Raw genomic sequence first — 17,218 nt, forward strand, 5'->3', positions numbered from 1 at the left:
TAAAAAATTTAAAGGAGGTGAAAAAATGAAGAAGTTTCTGCTGATCGCAATGATTCTGCTACTTGTTTCAGTTCCATCAGTGTCAGCAGCAGACAACGATACCAACACAACAGACTCGAAGATGCTTAAGGATACAAACATGGTGGTGCTACTCACAGGCTGCGTGGTGGGAACCGTCGACCCCATAATGAATGACGCATACCGCAATGACCTCCTCCCCAGTGGATACAACTTCACTCTGAAGATATACACCATGGACACCTTCAACCTCAACTCAACGGCATCCAGGCAGTTCAAAAATGACTTGAAGAACGCTGATATATTCTTCCTATTCACAAGACCCGGTTACCCTGTGACAGGGATGAGCTATGGGACAGAATTCGATGCGGCGGTTGACTTTCAGGCCCTTGCAGCCAGTATGAAACCAGGGGCGCGAATATTTGTCCTGGGCCCTGTAAAACCCAACGTCACAGGTGTGAATGTGACTAACCTTCCAGCCTACGGTCCTGTAGCAGCACCAGCACTTTCACGGGAAAACATAAAGAGGACACTCCTGGAGGTTCTGAGGCTCAGCGGGGCCGTGAACCTGACGGCCAACGACACAAAACTGGTACCCGGAATCCAGGACTTCCTCTACCATCCACTTGCACCACGTGTTTACACAGACAGGGCATCATACACAGAATGGTACATGAACACCACCCTCTACAGGCCTGGAGCCCCATGGGTTGGGGTTGCCATACTGAACCGTTACTACCTCTCAGGTAACATGGACGTCTATGAGACCCTCATACAGAAACTCGAGGCAAAGGGACTCAACGTGATACCCTACTTCTACTGTTCAGACCCTATAGGTGCCTCAAGGCGCTTCTTCATGGTCAACAACAGTTCAGTGATTGACGCACTTGTTGCCTGTGTACAGTTCGGTTACTGGCCAGACAACCAGACCATAACCTTCTTCACTGACCTCAACGTTCCTGTGCAGGGGCCACTGCCGGTGTTCCTCCAGACATCCCTGGATGATTACATAAACAGCAGCAGACAGCAGGGCCTCAGGGGCCTGGAATACTACTGGCTTGCCATGTTCGAGATGCAGGGACGAATAGAGCCCATCCTGATAGGTGGTAACAGGGTATCGAACCCTGACCCGATAACAGGGGTGACACTCAAGGAATACGTGGCCTACGAGCCAGGGATAAACCAGCTGGTGGAGCGCACACTCTCATGGGTGAAACTCCGGAAGACGGTGAACAGTGAGAAGAGGGTGGCAGTCATCTACTTTGACAGCACCCACGATGAGGGAATGCCAGCAACCAACGGCCTCAACCTCTACGCCAGTCTGAGCAATATACTCCTTGCAATGAGGGCCGCAGGTTACACCACAGGAAATGGAAATCTGACCCCTGAGTACATTTATGAACTCATAAACAGGGCAGGAAGAAACCCCAGGAACATGAAACAGTCAGAACTCCGGAAACTGGTTGAGGCTGGATGCATCACATTACCTGTTTCAGAGTACCTCCAGTGGTATTCAAAGCTCCCTGCAACCCTCAGGCGTCAGGTTGAGGCGATCTGGGGTCCGGCTCCAGGGAACATCATGGTCTACAACAGGAGCATAGTGATCCCCGGCTTCATCCTCGGCAACATGTTCATAGGTCCGCAGCCGGTCTGGAAGTGGAACGGCACCCTCAACAACGGCACACTACCACCGACACACCAGTTCATCGCATTCTACCTCTGGCTTCAGAATGGATTCAGGGCCGATGCAGTGGTGCACATAGGACAGCACGGCACACTGGAGCTGCTCCCAGGCCATGTGAATGCCATGACAGAGAATGACTGGCCAAACACCCTCATAGGATCCATCCCCAACATACACCTCCTCAAGATGGAGGACCCACTTGAGGCTGTTATAAACCCTGCCAAGAGGAGGGCATACGCCGTCACCATATCATACCTCATACCACCGGTTATGAGAACGGAACTCTACGGCGTATACCAGGAACTTGCAGACCTCCTGGGTTCATACAGCACTGCAGAGGCATCAGGGGATTTGGAGAGGATGAATGTCCTCAAATCCCTCATAAGGGATGGTGTGAAGAGGGCGGGCCTTGATGTGAGGCTCAACGTGAGTAACTCAACCGACTTCAGTGTCATCCGTGTGAGACTTGAGGAGTACCTACATGAACTCACAGAGATCCTCATGCCCTATGGACTCCACACATTTGGGGAGCTTCCTGACAGTGAAACCCTTGAGAGGTTCCTTGATGCAATCATATCCTTTGACCCTGCAAACAGGACTGCCAGGAGGGATGAGATAAGGAACCTCCTCATTATGAGCGCCAGCAACGAGATGGCCTCACTCCTGAGGGCCCTTAACGGGGAATTCATACAGCCGGCTCCAGCAAGAAGCCCCATAATCAACCTTGCAGCACTTCCAACAGGTCGAAACATGTACACATTCGATCCATCATCCATCCCGGACCCTGCCGCGGTGGTAATGGGATCAAGGGCTGCAGAGGAGATGCTGAAACGCCACAGGGATGCAAACGGGGGAAGGTACCCTCAAACTGTTGCTGTTGATATAGGTGACGTTATATCAACAGGCGGTCAGAGTATCGCAGCCATATTCTACCTCCTGGGCGTTAAACCAATCTACGAGAGCGGAGCACTCATCGGGACAGAGATCATACCACTAAGTGAACTTGGAAGACCAAGGATCGACGTTGTGATAAGCGACTTCCACAACTTCCGCGGAGCAATCCCGGGGGTCATGGACGTCATAGACAATACAATTAAGAGGATAGCGAACCTCAACGAGTCAGCTGAGATGAACTATGTGCGAAAACACTACATTACCCTCAGATCAGGTATCTACAGTGAACTGGTGGCCTCAGGAATGAACAGTTCAGAGGCCGATGCATTGGCGGACAGGCTTGCAAGGACCAGGATCTTTGGGCTGCCACCGGGTGCAGATCCCCATGGTGCAGGTGTCGACAGGATACTCTGGTCACGGGATGACTGGACAGCCGAGCAGCTTGCAGAGACCTACCTCAGCTACTACTCATATGCCTATGGGAGGGACCTCAACGGCCTCCAGAGCCCGAAACTCCTGGAGTCACTCCTTCGTACAGTTGACACTACCATGGTGATAATGCCCTACAGGGCACCTGGCGAGGGCACCTGCCTCTACAGGGTCTCAGTCACCGTGAACTTCATGGTGAACTACCTCACAGGTAGAAACATAAACAGCTACATTGCAAAAACAGCCTACGGAACACCCATCATAAGGACCCTCCAGGAGTCAGCCTACGATGACCTTGCAGTGACACTCCTAAACCCCACCTGGATCCAGGGCAAGCTACGTGAGGGACCATCTGGCAGCGCATCAATAGCACTGCAGGTTAGGGATCTCTTCACAAGTGATGCCCTCGTTGACGTGGCATCAGATGATGTCTGGAGGAGGATCGCAGATACATTCCTCTTTGACGGCTCTGTGAGGTCACAGCTTGATGCATCAGCCCTCCAGATGATAGCAAGGTACGTGAGGCAGGCCCATACAAGGGGACTTGTAGCCCTCTCAGGGGCTGAACTCGCAGCAATATCTGAGATGCTGGGTGAGGGGACATCCACAGACACGGATCAGGGAGGCGAACAGGGTTCAGACCATGAAACCACCACAGGATCCCCTGGAAACACAGGAAGGGATGGAAGAGGATCTGCGGGCACCCATGCAGGGGTTTCGGCACAGTCTCAGACTTCAGAGTCAGGTGCATCATCCCCTGAGGCCGCAGGAGTCACTGAACAGAAACCAGGCAGTGCATATGAGATCTCAACTCCACATGCAGAGGATAAATCAGGCAGCGCACAGCTCTATGCCGTTATTGGCATCCTTGGAATCTTCTGCCTGCTGGGAGTTGGCTACTACTTCGGACCCCTCAGAAAATAATTCATCCCCCTTTATTTTATTTTAGGTTTGGTTATCCATGGGTTTTTTATTCTGTCTATCGCTGTTAAGAGCTGACTTTTTAATCATATATCATATCATGGCTGATGGTTTGTCAAACGGTGAAGTCATCGGATTTCTCGATAGGCTGAATGTCCTCCTACACTTCATCTTATTTTCCTGTAAATGTAGAGGATGATAAGGGGGATGGCGATGATTATGACGTAATCGAGTGCATGGAACAGTGGCCTCAGAGAGGTCCAGCGGGGACCGAGAAGGTAGCCTGAATATGCGAGGATGAGGCACCATGGCAGGGAACCAGCGAATGTGTAGATGGCAAATTTCTTCAGATCCATCCTGGCTATACCGGCGGGAAGGGATATGAAGGTTCTTATAACCGGCAGTACCCTTGAGATAAGGATGGCCTCATGCCCGTACCTTTCAAACCATTCATCAGCCATCCTGAGTTTGGCATCTGTTATCAGGATGTAGGGACCATACCTCTCGAGAAGGGGACGTCCACCCTTAAGGCCCGCAATGTAGGCGAGGAGAGAACCCAGAAGGTTACCCAGCGCGCCTGCGATTACAACGCCAGTGAGGGTCAGATTGTGCTGCCATGCTATGTATCCGCTGAATGGCATTATAACCTCACTTGGAACTGGAATACAGGCACTTTCAAGGGCCATTAGAAAAACTATACCAGGATACCCGGTTTCCTCTATGAATCTGATCACAGAATCTGTAAGGGTCACGGTTATATCAAGCATGGCACACCGATCTCATCATGGGCCTATAAAATCTTTTCGTTGGATGGTTGGTTTTCTATGAAAATCTGTGGAATAACTGTGGCCTGAAACCCAGTCCCAGCAGGATTTCCTTATCGGAATCCTTTAATTCGTGCTCTGAAGTTGGGGGAACAGGCTTCCCATCCCTTGCAAGTATCACACCACCCTTCCTCTGGGCCCCCATGAATTTACCTGCACTTCCATTCACTATGAGGTAACCGTCCCTCATATCTATGCCAGAGAAGTCGTCACAGTTACCATCTATGATAACCGTGCCTCCGCTCAGGAGCGCCCCGGTATTTTTACCGGCGTTCCCATTCACCCGGACCGTCCCACGCCTCATGAGTATCCCTGTTGATAGGTCCACGTCCCCATTGTGGATTACCTCAGCATCAACATCAAGCCGGGCACAGAGGGTGTCCCTGACATGACCATCATCTATGACCATTCTGCCAGGGTTGAATGTGAAATTAACGGGTTTTTCACCCCTTAAACCCGATTTGAGGATGTCAGTTACTGATAGAAACTTCCTATACCCTTTCCTATCGGATTTAACCTCAACCACGTTTCCCACAGGGTCCCTAATCTTCCCCTTAACGTAAATTGTGCCTGAAACCATGCTTATACCCATACGGGTTTCCACGTCCCCCTCAACGGTCAGGACCCCTGTATCCAGGGCGCCACCGGTCCCCCCGAAGTATGCAAGGTCCGCACCCATGCTTGATGCGAGCCTGTGGCCGGCATCCCCCCTCACAACAACCTCACCTCCACCCTTGAGGTGTTCAACAACATCCCTGAAGGTGTAGGATGTACCCGGGATCCTGTCCTCAGGGTCAAGCTTCTCACCCCTGTGCTGCCAGTGGAAGTTATAGGTGAAATCCGCGATGCAGTCCACCGGCCCGTCGGGTTCAAATTCAATAACTTCCCTTTCATCCCTCCTCCTTCCAAAGAGTCCGAACATGAGAGCACCTCCATATATATTTATTACTCCAACCACAGATTTATATACCCATACGATTAAGTTCCTTTCTGTTCTATCAATCAAGAGGATGGTAAATTGCCCGGTAAAATGGAGATACTCAGAGCCCTATCTGAACTGGGTGTGGATACAAGGTTTGTAAGTGTAACAGACAGTGAGGTCCTCATAAACAACCTGCGGTTCTCAAGGTTTTCAAGGAGGAGGGAGGAGGAGTTCCACTCAAGGTACCCTGAGATCAGGGTTGTGAGGTCAGGGGTCTTCCAGAGGATATGCTCAAGGGCATCCAGGGTCCTTGCATCAACCCTGAGGCCAGGGGTGGGTGTGATGATCCGGGCTGAGGGTGAGATGGCCCATGCGCTCCATGTGATCCTTGAGCCCTACACAAGAAAGTACGGCATAAAAATCGGTGAAGGGGAGATCACTGCACTCCCAGCCACACTGGATCACTCCATTGCAGCGGCACTTGAGGATATGGTGAGGGGTGAACGTATAAGGTACCATCACAGGTCAACCCCCACCGTCATATACCCCCTCTCAACTGTACCTGCAGGGTGGATTGAGTCATGGCTTGGCACTGAAATCACCATCACCACCAATCCAATCGTGGCTGAATTCATGGAGTTCTTCAATGAGAATGTACCCCAGTTCAGGGATAAGATGAGGAAGTCCCTTGAGTTCATAGGGGAAAAGGGGGTTTGATTTTTACAGGGAAAAAATAAGGAATGAATTCACCGATCACCCAGTGAACTGGAAGAGTGAAGTCTGCTTCTCACGGGGCTTATCATCACCGGAATCCGATCCAGGGGATTTGTCATCACTGGATTTTCTGGTTTTACCGTCAGTTGACTTACCGTCCTTATCTGCGCTCCGGGACTTCTTCTTCTGGGTGTAAAGTGGTCCTGTCTTATCAGACCTTTTACGTGTCTTCTTAGTTTTGGGAGCCTTTATCTTCCTTTTCCTGAACAGTTTAACCTCTTCATCTGTGAGTTCAAGGAATTCCCTCATCTCATAGGCCATCTCATCGTTCTCGAATATTATCTCCATGTAGGGGAACATTGAAATTGCAACCTTGGGTGATATATGCATCCTCTCAGCCATCTTACCTGCAACACTGTCCCGGAGGTTCCTCTGCTTGCGTGTTCTTCCGAGTAACCTGAAGGAAGATGAACCTGTGTAACGGACGAATTTCCTGTAGGTACTCTCCTTTGCAAGGGCGACTCCAGGACCCATGAGATCAGAGGCGTAGCGCCAGTAGGTGTAGTTTCTGCTCCTCACAGCACGGCCAAAGAATATATCTGCATGTGATAGCATGTCATAGGCCCTGCTGATCTCATGGGGCCTTTCATATTCCCTTGGAACATTCTCTGCAATGAATTCAAGTACAAGTGTCGGGTCATCATCCACCCTCATGGCCTCCCTGATCTTTGAGACGTCGCGGCTCTTCAGCACGGCCCTCACAGCATCAAAGAGACTGGATGTGGAATCCTTCTCACCCATGCTGAGGAGTTCCTCACCAACGCGCTCCTCACCACCGGCCACCGCCTCAAGGTCATTGATTGCCGAACGCAGATCCCCATGGGACCTCTTTGCAAGTTCCTTGAGGATGTCATCGGGGCACTCTATACCCTCTGCCCGGCATATCCGTTTCAGTGCCGCGGCTATGGATGATGTGTGAACCTTCCTGATGTTTATGACCTTACACTTTGGTTTGATGCTCTGAAGCCTTTTGCTGTAGGGGTCATTGGCGGTTAACACGATGGGGTGGCGGCTCTCCCTTAAGATCTTATTTATGGCCTGGACACCTCCCCGGTCCTCGTTGCCGTGTATACCATCCACCTCGTCTAGGATGATCAGTTTGAGGTCATGGTTGAAGAGGGAGCGGGTGGCTGACGCCTCACCTGCAGTCCTCATTATGGCATCCTGTGAGCGCTTATCACTGGCATTGAGTTCAAGGGTATCTGAGAACTCCCTCCCTATTATGTGTGCTATTGTTGTCTTCCCGGTACCTGGCGGGCCCACGAGGAGGAGGGGTGGCTGGGGCTCGCCGGTCTTCCACCCCTTGATCCACTCCTTTATCTCGGCTATTGCCTTCTGGTTCCCGGCCACCTCATCAAAGGTTCTGGGCCGGTACTTCTCTGTCCATGACATTGATCTACCCTCTTAATTTTCAAGAAACCTTGCCAGGAGGGCTTCAAGCTGTATCCTTGGATTGGCACCCTCCCTTATCCGGAAGTCGTACTCTCCAACAGCCTCGATGAGTCTTATGTACCTCTCACCCTCCACTGACCCCTCCATGGCGAGCCTTGAGAGTTCCTGGTAGATCTGGGTGACCATGTCCTCGCCGCTTATACCCTGGAGGACCATGATCTCCCTGAGCATGTCCCTTGCCTCCATGAACTTCCCATCCAGGATGGTCATTATCATCTTCCGCACATCCTTTGGCCTGGCCCTTGATACCACCTCGTAGACGCTGGATTCTGTTATCCTCTCACCCAGTGAGGCCGCCGACTGGAGGATGTTTATGGCCTTCCTGAGGTCACCCTCTGCAAAGTATACCACTGTGTCAAGGGCCTGGGCCTCATATTCCAGACCCTCCTGCTCTGCGATGTACTCCAGGCGGCTTATTATGTGGCGACCCTTCAGTGGGAGGAACCTGAAGATGGCACACCTGGACTGTATCGGGTCTATGATCTTTGAGGAGTAGTTACAGGAGAGTATGAATGATGATGTCTTGGTGTACATCTCCATCTCCCTCCTGAGGGCATGCTGGGCGTCCTTTGTCATGTTGTCAACCTCGTCAAGGAATATTATCCTGAAGGGCGCCCCCACAGGTTTCAGGCGGCAGAAGTTCTTTATGCTGGTCCTCACCGTATCTATCCCCCTGGCGTCTGAGGCGTTCAGCTCCAGGAAGTTCTGCCTCCAGTACTCCCCGAGGATCTCCCTTGCAAGGGCAAGGGCCGTTGTTGTTTTACCAACACCTGCAGGCCCTGTGAACATGAGGTTCGGCATGCTCCTCTCTTCAACGTAGCGTTTGAGGCGTGGTATTATGTGCTCCTGGCCAACAATATCATCAAGTTTCTGTGGTCTGTACTTCTCTACCCAAGGTCCATTCATAAGATCACCGGTAATGGTTAAGAATTATCTTTTCAGTAGGATCAGGATGGGGGGTTAACATTTCTGGATAAGGTGGTATATTCTTATTTCTGAAGGGGTTAATAGGTTACCTACCCTCTGGCTGAAACATCATGAAAGAGTTCACCCCTGGAGGGCATCAAGAAGGGCCTGTTCCATGACATCCAGGGGGGGCTCACGCCCGGTCCATATCCTGAAGGCCTCAGCACCCTGATATAGGAGCATCCTGATACCTGAAACCGGAACCGCACCTGCCGCCCTGGCCTCCCTGAGGAGGCATGTCTCCAGGGGATTGTAGACGAGGTCATATACAACGAGGCCCTCATGCATGAGTTCAGCCCTTACGAGGGGTTCATCATCCATGTGGGGGTACATCCCGACCGGTGTCGTGTCTATGAGGATATCAGCCCCCTCCACACATCGAGGTATGAGTCCATAGCCACCATGTTTCACCCTGACATCGAGGGCACCATTCATATCCTCTGCAAGGGCCCTGGCCCTTTCAGGGGTCCTGTTGAGTATGGTCACACTGGCCCCCTTCACTGCGAGCTGAAATGCGCAGGCCCTCGCAGCCCCACCAGCCCCGAGTATGATAACAGAGGACCCATCAACGGATGTCACCTCCTCAAGGGCCCTCAGGCAGCCAGAGGCATCTGTATTGTATCCCATTATGGTTTCACCCTCAAACTTCAGGGTGTTCACGGCCCCGATGAGGGAGGCTGTCTCATCAACCTCACTGATGTATTCAATGACAGACTCCTTGTGGGGTATTGTGACGTTCACACCCCTCACGTTGAGGGCTCCAAGACCCCGAACAGCTTCTTCAAGCCCTGATGGTTCCACAGGGAATGGTACATAGGTCCAGTCCATCCCAAGGGCTTTGAACGCCGCATTGTGCATCTGTGGTGAGAGGCTGTGGGTTAGGGGGTAACCTATTATTCCCGTAAGCTGTGTATTGCCGGTTATCAGTTTATCACAACCATCATCCAGTTAATGGCCTGTTTCTGGCTTCATTTCAGAATTATTATCATCTCTCAGTTTAACACCTTTTCCTCTGCAATATTTATTTATCATCAGCGATAAATATTGTCTCCATCAGCCACCCATCTTGAGGGGGAGTGTGTGACATGCTTGCCAAGCAGAGATTTGTCCTTGATACAACGGCCTTTACAGATAACCAGCTCCGGGATATGCTGGGTGACGGCGACCTCAACAGGTCAGTGGATGTTATGCTGGATATCATTGCGAGGAGCAGGATAAAGCTAAACATAAGCTGTCACATGCCCCCCATAACCTACAAGGAATTCACAGACTACATGACACGGTATGAATGCCCCGAGGAGACCCTGGTGAAGGCCGAGACATGGATAGTCAAGAAGACACCCAACCGCTACGACACCCAGATACCCTCCCAGATATTCTATGAATACGTCCATGATATAAGGGAGAGGATGAACAAGGGGCTCCGGATTTCAGAGACCCTCCTCTGGGAGGCAGGGATACAGTCAATAATCATGGCATCCCGTGGCGTTAATAAGATTGAAATCGAGGGTGAGGTTCTCGGAAAGGCCATAAAGGACCTCAGGAAGAAGTACCGTTCAGCCCTCAGGAAGGGGACCCTTGACAGTGCCCCTGACCTTGACGTCCTCCTTCTTGCCAAGGAGCTCGGTGCCGGTGTCGTGGCTGCCGATGATGGTATAAGGGTCTGGGCAGAGCGACTGGGACTGAGGTTCCTGAATGCCACATCCTTCCCCAAGATGCTCAAGGAATACCTTAAATATTATGAATGATGAATCTCCTATCATCCCCTTTATCATTTTTACTGGAGGAATTACTGCCATGGATATATCAAGACCGCGAGGAACCAGAGATTTTCTTTTCGCTGAGATGAGAAACAGGAAAGAGGTTGAAAACGTACTCAGAAGGACATTTGAGACCTACGGCTACCATGAGATCAAAACACCCATCTTTGAGGACCTCAAGCTCTTCACAGTGAAATCAGGTGAGGAGGTGGTGAACCAGATCTACCACTTCACAGATAAGGGTGGCCGGGAACTGGCATTGAGGCCGGAACTCACAGCACCGGTCGCCAGGCTCTACATGAATGAGATGCAGCGTGAACCCAAACCGATAAAGATGTACTACTTCGGGAGCTGCTTCAGATATGAGAGGCCCCAGGCGGGCCGCTTCAGGCAGTTCTGGCAGTTCGGATGTGAACTGATAGGGGGAAGGTCACCGCTGGCAGAGGCAGAGGTCATAACCCTTGCAGCGGAGTCCCTCCGGAGGCTTGGACTTGAGGGATTCGAGGTCCACGTTGGGCACCTTGGGATCCTCAGGGGAATCCTTGGGAGGGAGAACATAGAGGATGAACTCCAGGACAGGATAATGGGCATAATAGATAAGGGCGACGTGGATGAACTCGAATCCTGCCTTGAAAGGGTTGAAATATCCCCTGAGAGCAGGGATATCCTCATGAACCTCATAGGCACACAGGGGGGTCCTGAGGTACTTGATGATGTCAGGGGGCTCCTTGAGGGTTACTCAGAGTCCCTCAGGGCCCTCGAGGAGTTCGCTGAACTTGTGGATACACTGGGGCATTTCGGTCTTGAGGAGTACCATGTGAACCTGGGAATAGCAAGGGGACTTGACTACTACACCGGTGCAGTATTTGAGATTTATGTTCCAAGACTCGGCGCCCAGCGACAGATCTGTGGCGGCGGCACATACAACCTTGTTGAAACCTTTGGGGGCGAAAGGGTTGAATCAACGGGCTTTGCATTTGGCTTTGACCGCCTCATGAATGCCCTTGAAATGGATGAGGGAGACATGAGGATGGTCGACGTCTTTGTGATACCCATACATGAATCAACACTCCCGGAGGCGGTCAGGATAACACAGGAACTCAGAAATGAGGGTATAGCGGCTGACATGGATCTGGCAGGGAGAAAACTCCGAAAGGCTTTATCCCACGCCGACCACCTTGGGGCAAGATTTGTGGTCCTCACAGGTGAAAGGGACCTCCAGGAGGGTAAGGTCACATTGAGGGACATGGAGGACGCTTCACAGGAGGCTGTGGATAGAACTGAGATCGTGGATAGGTTGAAGAAGATCCTGCTGTGAATAGGTTTGAATGTCAGGTTTTAGGTTGTGGATTGCTTGAATATATAAAGAGAAGAATAGATCAAAGGAGATGTTAACATTTTAAATTTCAGACATAATATCAATGGCGAGGACCTCATAATTGCAGTGGCACAGGACCAGAGGACAGGTGAGGTCCTCATGGTGGCCTACATGAACCGTGAGGCCCTCGAGAGGACACTGGAGACAGGGCTTGCCCACTACTGGAGCACGTCCCGTGGGAAACTCTGGCTCAAGGGTGAGAGTTCGGGACACCTCCAGAGGGTCAGGGAGGTCCTTGTGGACTGTGACGCCGACGCAGTCGTGCTGAAGGTGGAACAGGAGGGAGGTGCCTGCCATACAGGTTACCGGTCCTGCTTCTACCGCAGCATTGATGGGGATGAATTAAGGGTCAGGGAGGACGCCGTAAGGGTCTTTGATCCTGATGAAATATATGGAGATGGTTAGATGAAGATCGTTCCAGATACAAGTGTTATAGTTGATGGGCGTATCACCGGTATAGTGCAGGAGGAGGAGTTCAGGGGCAGTGAGGTGATAGTGCCCGAGGCAGTTGTATCTGAACTTGAATACCAGGCCAACCGTGGGAGGGAAACCGGGTTCAATGGCCTTGAGGAGCTGAAGAACCTCCAGAGGCTCCACAAGGAGAACATAATATCAATGATCTTTGTAGGGCGCCGCCCCACAGTGGATGAGATCTCACTCTCAAGGGGCGGTGAGATAGACGCCATGATAAGGGCAACCGCAAGGGAGTACGATGCACTCCTCATAACCAGCGACAGGGTGCAGGCAGAGGTCGGGAAGGCCCAGGGACTTGACGTCTTCTACATTAAACCAGAGGTCCTGGAATATGAGGAACTTGAGATAAGCAAGTACTTTGATGATTACACCATGTCGGTGCACCTCAAAGAGAACGTTGTACCCATGGCCAAGAAGGGGCGGCCAGGGGAAATAAGGCTGGTTGAAATAGACAGCAAGCCACTCAAACATGCAGATATAAACAGGATGGCCCGTGAGATAGTTGAAAGGGCCAAGAGCGACTTCAAAAGCTTCATTGAGATAGAGATGGAGGGCGCCACCGTTGTCCAGTTCAGGGAGTACAGGATATCAATAGCAAGGCCGCCCTTCTCAGAGGCCTTCGAGATAACCGCAGTGAGGCCGGTTGCCAGGGTCTCCCTTGAGGACTACAGGCTCTCAGAGAGGCTGATTGATAGGCTGAGGGACACTGCCAAGGGCGTCCTCATAGCAGGGGCGCCGGGGGCAGGTAAGAGTACCTTTGCCCAGGCAGTGGCAGAGTTCTACAGCAGGGAGATGAGGGCCGTTGTAAAGACCATGGAGTCCCCCAGGGACCTCCAGGTGGGTGACGAGATAACCCAGTACGCGCCCATCGAAAGGGACATGCAGAAGACCGCCGACATACTGCTCCTTGTAAGGCCCGACTACACCATCTATGATGAGCTAAGGAAGACCCGCGACTTCAGGATTTTCGCTGATATGAGACTTGCAGGTGTGGGCATGGTGGGGGTTGTCCATGCCACAAGGCCCATAGATGCCATACAGAGGATCCTGGGCAGGGTGGAGCTTGGTGTTATACCCTCAGTGGTTGACACAACCATATTCATCGAGGATGGAGAGGTGAAGGCGGTCTATGATGTATCCCTAACCGTTAAGGTTCCGACGGGTATGCAGGAGGCCGACCTTGCAAGGCCGGTCATAGAGATAAGGGACCTTGAGTCAGGGGAGCTCATGCATGAGATATACACCTACGGTGAGCAGACGATAGTCATGGATGTCTCAAAGGCATCCCCCGGAGGACGGAAACCGTCGGCCCACAGGATAGCTGAGAGGGAAATCGAGAGGGAGTTCCGCAAGAGGCTACCCGGCGCAAGGGTCAGGGTTGAACTTGAATCCGATGAGAGGGCAAGGGTCTGGATAGAGGAGAAGTACATCCCCCAGGTCATAGGCAAGAAGGGGAAGACCATAGAGGAGATCGAGAAGAGCATAGGTATAAGTATCGGTGTTGAGCCACTGGAGGAGAGGGAACTTGAGGAGACCCTTGAGGTCCCGGTTGAACTTGCAGGAAACTACGTGGTCCTCAACTTTGGCAGGGATGCTGTGGGCGTGTCATTCGACATACTGGTTGAGGACGAGTACCTCTTCACAGCAACGGTGGGTAAAAAGGGCACCATAAAGCTCAGAAGGGACATAGAACTTGCAGATATAATCATGGAGGCAGTGAAGCACAACATACCTGTGAGGGCAAGGGTGCGACCCGAGGCCTAGGTGATCTGGATGAGGATAGGTGTCTCAACACTTGCACTCTCCCCACTTTCACTGGAGGAGATGCTCACCTGGATTGAGGATGCAGGGGCAGATTGCTGTGAGATAATCTATGAGTACCCCCTGGATGATGTGGAGGTGGCTGACTCCTTCAGCCTTGATTTCACGGTGCATGCACCCATCTCAGACATAAACATAGCATCCCTCAACAGGGGGATCAGGGAGGCGTCCATAGCTGAGGTTAAATCTGCAGTTGACCTTGCAGTTGAACTCGACTCTGAGGTGGTTGTTGTACATCCAGGGAGTGTCCCATTCCTTGGAAGACCCCACAGGGACCTCATAGTTCAGCGTAACCTTGAATCACTTTCAGTTATATCTGAATACGCAGAGGATAGGGGTGCCGGCATCTACCCTGAGAACATGCCCCGCCTAGAGGGCCCCCTTCTAAGGGAACTTGAGGAGCTCTGGCTGGTTGCAGATGAACTTGAAAGCCAGGTGACACTTGACGCTGCCCACGCAGCAACCATGGGTTACAGTGAAGCTGAGATGGTGTCCCCGAGGGTGGGGCACGTCCACCTATCCGACAACAACGGCGAGGTTGACAGCCACGATGCCCTTGGCGATGGTTCACTGGATTTCGGGACCATTATTGATGGTTTAAGGGGTATAGGGTACAGGGGGATCCTTACGGTTGAGGTTAAAACACCAGGTGAGGTTGAGAGGAGTGTTGAATTCCTTAAGGGGATCATTGACAGATAGTTGTATCTGGAGTATTGAATTCCTTAAGGGGATCATTGACAGATAGTTGTATCTGGAGTGTTGAATTCCTTAAGGGGATCATTGACCGGTAATCATATCAAAATTAATTGAGTTCATGGAAAGATCATTGATTGAGGTAATATGGTGATATTATGAAGATCGCAGTTCTAGGTGGAACAGGTGACCAGGGCCTTGGAATTGCCCTGAGACTTGCATTAGCAGGAGAAGAAGTAATCATAGGTTCAAGGGACACTGAAAAAGCTGTCAGTGCAGCTCAAAAGGTCCTTGAAATCGCTGAAAGGGATGACCTCAAGGTTAGGGGCGCCACAAATGCTGAGGCCGCTGAGGAGGCTGAGGTGGCAATTCTGACAGTTCCACTGCAGGCGCAGATGGCCACACTGGGATCAGTTAAGGAGGCAATTAAGGGTAAGGTGCTCATAGATGCCACAGTCCCCATTGACAGCTGCCTTGGGGGCTCAGCGGTGCAATACATTGACCTCTGGGATGGCTCAGCTGCCGAGAGAGCCGCAAGGTTCCTTGAGGACCAGGGCACAAGGGTTGCGGCGGCATTCAACAATATAAGCGCATCGGCCCTCCTTGACATAACAGGACCTGTGGACTGTGACTGTCTCATCGCCTCTGACCACAGGGATGCCCTTGATATTGCATCTGAACTCGCAGAGAAGATAGATGGTGTGAGGGCCATTGACTGTGGCGGCCTTGAAAATGCCAGGGTCATTGAGAAGATAACACCACTGCTTATAAATCTCAACATCAAAAACAGGATAAGGAATGCAGGTATAAGGATTACGAACCTGCCAGAATGATAGAAAAATCAAAAACAGGATAAGGAATGCAGGTATAAGGATTACGAACTGCCAGAATGATAGAAGTATATAAAGTTGATTGCAATGGAGATACTCAAAAACACTGTCCATAAGATAACTGAACATGCCATAAACGCCATTGAAAAGGTTGACGAGTCTGAACTTGAGCAGATGATAACAAGGATAATGGATGCCCGGGCCGTTTTCATCGTGGGTACAGGGAGGTCAGAGCTTGTTGGAAAGGCCTTTGCAATGAGGCTCATGCACCTTGGGTTCACGGTTTACGTGGTTGGAGACGTTACAACACCTGCAATAAGCGATGAGGATTGCCTGATTGCGATTTCAGGGTCAGGTGAAACAAAGACCGTCACGCTGGCAGCAACCACATCAAAGTCGGTTGGGGCAACGGTCATCGCGGTAACCGCAACTCCCCAGTCAACACTGACAGAGCACAGCGACGTTGTAATATGCATACCAAGCAAAACAAAGGAGGCCTGGAAGTACTACACCTCTGGTGTTTTAAGGGGCGACTACGATGACCTCACACCCATGGGCACACTCTTTGAGGACAGCACCCATCTTTTCCTGGATGGACTCATAGCAGAGTTCATGGCAATCCTTGGAAAGAAGGAGAGGGATCTTAAGGAGAGGCATGCTATTATTGAGTAGGGTTCTTCTCTGGAGTGGGATCTTAAGGAGAGGCATGCCATTGTCATGATATTATTCCTTTCCAGGCATGCGTTAATCTCCAAAACATAAGGATCTGTGCATACAATTGCCATAAATTAGAGGGGTTTATAGATGGAAGGACAGCTGGGAGACGAGGTTGTAACCATAAAACCGGACTCGGATGCAAGGAGGCTGCACGGCAAGAGCCACTACGGTAAACTCTATGAGGACAGGCTGCAGATTTCACTGATTGAGGCAGCGCATCTCATGGAGAGGGGTAAGCTCACGCTTAAGAGGGACGACGATGAGGTTTCAATGGAGGAATTCATATCACTCCTGGCTGAGAGGGGCCTCTACAGTAAGTATCTGGTCTACAGGGACCTCAGAAACAGGGGTTACATCGTAAAAACAGGCTTCAAGTACGGTGCAGAGTTCAGACTGTATGAGAGGGGAGGAGCCCCGGACAGGACCCACTCAGCATACCTTGTGAGGGTTATATCCGAGAATGACACCATCCATGCCCTGGACTTTTCAAGCTACGTCAGGGTGGCCCATGGGGTGAACAAGAAACTCCTCCTGGCCTTCCTGGACGATGAGGAGGATGTAACCTACTACCTTGTTGACTGGATAAGACCATAGGTGCAGGTGATGGATGTAACCTACTACCTTGTTGACTGGATAAGACCATAGGTGCAGGTGATGGATG

The 17,218-nt window shown here is 51.3% G+C and carries 15 protein-coding genes; 10 read left to right on the plus strand and 5 right to left on the minus strand.

Translation table 11 applies throughout. The annotated features are described in order from the left end of the window. Window positions 1-25: 25 nt before the first annotated feature. Complete coding sequence (locus tag L5462_RS07865) at window positions 26-3,949, plus strand: cobaltochelatase subunit CobN (RefSeq protein ID WP_237780225.1); 3,924 nt, start codon at window positions 26-28, stop codon at window positions 3,947-3,949. Window positions 3,950-4,113: 164 nt separating this feature from the next. Here the strand turns inward: L5462_RS07865 and L5462_RS07870 are convergent, their stop codons facing one another. Together L5462_RS07870 and L5462_RS07875 are read right to left on the minus strand one after the other, a co-directional pair. Beyond that, entirely contained in the window at window positions 4,114-4,713 is a 600-nt protein-coding gene (locus L5462_RS07870; RefSeq protein WP_237780226.1) for a DedA family protein, read from the minus strand. Window positions 4,714-4,768: 55 nt separating this feature from the next. Continuing rightward, window positions 4,769-5,692, minus strand: a complete 924-nt coding sequence (locus L5462_RS07875) for a hypothetical protein (protein ID WP_237780227.1) — start codon at window positions 5,690-5,692, stop codon at window positions 4,769-4,771. A 96-nt stretch (window positions 5,693-5,788) separates the two neighbouring features. Between L5462_RS07875 and L5462_RS07880 the strand changes: the two genes are divergently transcribed. Beyond that, window positions 5,789-6,409, plus strand: coding sequence for a hypothetical protein (locus tag L5462_RS07880; protein WP_237780228.1), 621 nt, complete (start codon window positions 5,789-5,791; stop codon window positions 6,407-6,409). Window positions 6,410-6,445: 36 nt separating this feature from the next. On the opposite strand, the gene L5462_RS07885 is transcribed toward L5462_RS07880, so the two are convergent. From L5462_RS07885 to L5462_RS07895, 3 genes are all read right to left on the minus strand, one after another. Further along, window positions 6,446-7,858, minus strand: a complete 1,413-nt coding sequence (locus L5462_RS07885; protein ID WP_237780229.1) for a replication factor C large subunit — start codon at window positions 7,856-7,858, stop codon at window positions 6,446-6,448. 12 nt (window positions 7,859-7,870) lie between these two features. Next, a complete protein-coding gene (locus L5462_RS07890; RefSeq protein WP_237780230.1) occupies window positions 7,871-8,824 on the minus strand; it encodes a replication factor C small subunit in 954 nt (317 codons plus the stop codon). Between the two features lie 141 nt (window positions 8,825-8,965). Continuing rightward, window positions 8,966-9,811, minus strand: a complete 846-nt coding sequence (locus L5462_RS07895) for a shikimate dehydrogenase (RefSeq protein ID WP_237780329.1) — start codon at window positions 9,809-9,811, stop codon at window positions 8,966-8,968. A gap of 158 nt (window positions 9,812-9,969) precedes the next feature. Here L5462_RS07895 and L5462_RS07900 point away from each other — a divergent pair, with 158 nt between their 5' ends. The 8 genes from L5462_RS07900 to endA all read left to right on the plus strand — a co-directional run bounded on the left by L5462_RS07900 (window position 9,970) and on the right by endA (window position 17,151). Continuing rightward, a complete protein-coding gene (locus tag L5462_RS07900; protein ID WP_237780231.1) occupies window positions 9,970-10,632 on the plus strand; it encodes an RNA ligase partner protein in 663 nt (220 codons plus the stop codon). Between the two features lie 49 nt (window positions 10,633-10,681). Continuing rightward, window positions 10,682-11,962: a histidine--tRNA ligase gene (gene hisS / locus L5462_RS07905; protein WP_237780232.1), complete on the plus strand. Its 1,281-nt coding sequence runs from the start codon at window positions 10,682-10,684 to the stop codon at window positions 11,960-11,962. Window positions 11,963-12,022: 60 nt separating this feature from the next. Continuing rightward, a complete protein-coding gene (gene hisI, locus L5462_RS07910; protein ID WP_237780330.1) occupies window positions 12,023-12,427 on the plus strand; it encodes a phosphoribosyl-AMP cyclohydrolase in 405 nt (134 codons plus the stop codon). After that, window positions 12,428-14,260 carry a PINc/VapC family ATPase gene (locus L5462_RS07915; protein ID WP_237780233.1) on the plus strand — a complete coding sequence of 611 codons (1,833 nt, stop codon included), beginning with the start codon at window positions 12,428-12,430 and terminating at the stop codon, window positions 14,258-14,260. A gap of 9 nt (window positions 14,261-14,269) precedes the next feature. Then, the gene (locus L5462_RS07920) at window positions 14,270-15,016 is read left to right on the plus strand and encodes a sugar phosphate isomerase/epimerase (protein ID WP_237780234.1); all 747 of its coding nucleotides are present in this window, start codon (window positions 14,270-14,272) and stop codon (window positions 15,014-15,016) included. Window positions 15,017-15,168: 152 nt separating this feature from the next. Next, on the plus strand, window positions 15,169-15,843 hold the full coding sequence (gene npdG / locus L5462_RS07925) for an NADPH-dependent F420 reductase (RefSeq protein ID WP_237780235.1): 675 nt from the start codon (window positions 15,169-15,171) through the stop codon (window positions 15,841-15,843). Between the two features lie 84 nt (window positions 15,844-15,927). After that, window positions 15,928-16,512, plus strand: a complete 585-nt coding sequence (hxlB, locus tag L5462_RS07930) for a 6-phospho-3-hexuloisomerase (RefSeq protein WP_237780331.1) — start codon at window positions 15,928-15,930, stop codon at window positions 16,510-16,512. Window positions 16,513-16,644: 132 nt separating this feature from the next. Next, window positions 16,645-17,151 (plus strand): tRNA-intron lyase, encoded by a 507-nt coding sequence (gene endA / locus L5462_RS07935; protein WP_237780236.1) that lies wholly within the window; start codon window positions 16,645-16,647, stop codon window positions 17,149-17,151. The last annotated feature ends 67 nt before the right edge of the window (window positions 17,152-17,218 follow it).

The organism is Methanothermobacter sp. K4 (assembly GCF_022014235.1).
Classification (GTDB): domain Archaea; phylum Methanobacteriota; class Methanobacteria; order Methanobacteriales; family Methanothermobacteraceae; genus Methanothermobacter.